Origin of the sequence: Nonomuraea turcica (genome assembly GCF_030718205.1) — a bacterium.
In the GTDB taxonomy this organism is placed as follows: Bacteria; Actinomycetota; Actinomycetes; order Streptosporangiales; family Streptosporangiaceae; genus Nonomuraea.
In genome coordinates this window covers 1-1,047 of the sequence record NZ_JAUZQF010000089.1, presented here as the reverse complement: position 1 = coordinate 1,047, position 1,047 = coordinate 1, and the positions used below count along the sequence as shown (strand labels likewise).

The following is a 1,047-nucleotide window of genomic DNA, read 5'->3' as shown; positions in this document are numbered from 1 at the left end:
CCTTGTTGCTCCCGGTGATCAACACCGAGGTCTGTTCCGAGTCCGTCATGCCCCTTAAGACGCCGCGCTCCGCTCGACTGTGACATGGGTGCGCGACGTCACAACCGGGAGCCCCTTGCGGGCTGGCCATCTCACCCGCACCTCGGTCACAGCCGAACTCACCAAAGTTCCGGCTGACGGCATTCCCGGTGTCCACGACCTCAGCGTCGACGGGCATCGCGTGCGCTTCCAGGCCGACACCGACCGCATCGGCGACGTGCTGGCCCGGCTGGCGGAATACGGCGTGCGCGACCTCGCCGCACACCCCCCCACCCTCGAGGAACTGTTCATGAGGCACTACCGATGAACACATCAGCACTGATCCGGCTGATCCTGCGCCGCGACCGCGTCTGGCAGCCGGTGTGGATCTGGTCGGTCACCTTCTTCGTCGCGACGACGGTGGCCACCATCGGGCAGCTGCTCCCCCCAACGGAAGCACGCCTGAACTATGACAGCGAGATCATCCGGAACCCTGTGATCCTGCTGTTGCAGGGACCGGCGTACGGCGACAGTCTGGGCGCGGCCGCCGCCCAGCAGCGGGGCCGCGGCCACCATGCTCTTCGCCGCCCTGGCCAGCGTCATCCTGCTGGTCAAGCACACCCGCTCGGACGAGGAGCAGGGGCGGCGGGAGCTGGTTGGCTCTGCCGCTCCGGGCCGGTGATGGTGGCCAGGTGGCTGAGGGGCTGGGCGTAGCCGGCGCGGGTGGTGGCCGCGGTGATGGAGTCGAGGAATCGCTCGACGGCGGCCGCGGTGCTCTGCCCGGGCGCGGCCGGCGCGCCTTCAACGCGAAGCGGCGCAGCCCGTGGGGCTCCCGGAAGGCGACAACAGACCCGGAAGGACGAAGGACACTGATGCGCACGAAACTCGCTCCCCTGGCTGCACTAGACATAACGAATCTCGTTATTTACGATTATCGTTATGTCTACGAGATGGCTCACCCGGCTCGAAACCCTGCTGACCCTCTTCCTGGTCCTGGCCTGCCTGGGCGCCCTGGGCCTGCTGCTCTAC

At 67.4% G+C, this 1,047-nt stretch carries 2 protein-coding genes; both read left to right on the top strand.

All coding sequences use genetic code 11. From position 1 onward, the window contains the following. The first annotated feature begins 88 nt into the window (after positions 1-88). Positions 89-346, top strand: coding sequence for a hypothetical protein (locus Q9G87_RS60325; RefSeq protein ID WP_305925691.1), 258 nt, complete (start codon positions 89-91; stop codon positions 344-346). Further along, positions 343-732 (top strand): hypothetical protein, encoded by a 390-nt coding sequence (locus Q9G87_RS60320; protein ID WP_305925690.1) that lies wholly within the window; start codon positions 343-345, stop codon positions 730-732. The genes Q9G87_RS60325 and Q9G87_RS60320 overlap by 4 nt, the downstream gene beginning before the upstream one ends. The last annotated feature ends 315 nt before the right edge of the window (positions 733-1,047 follow it).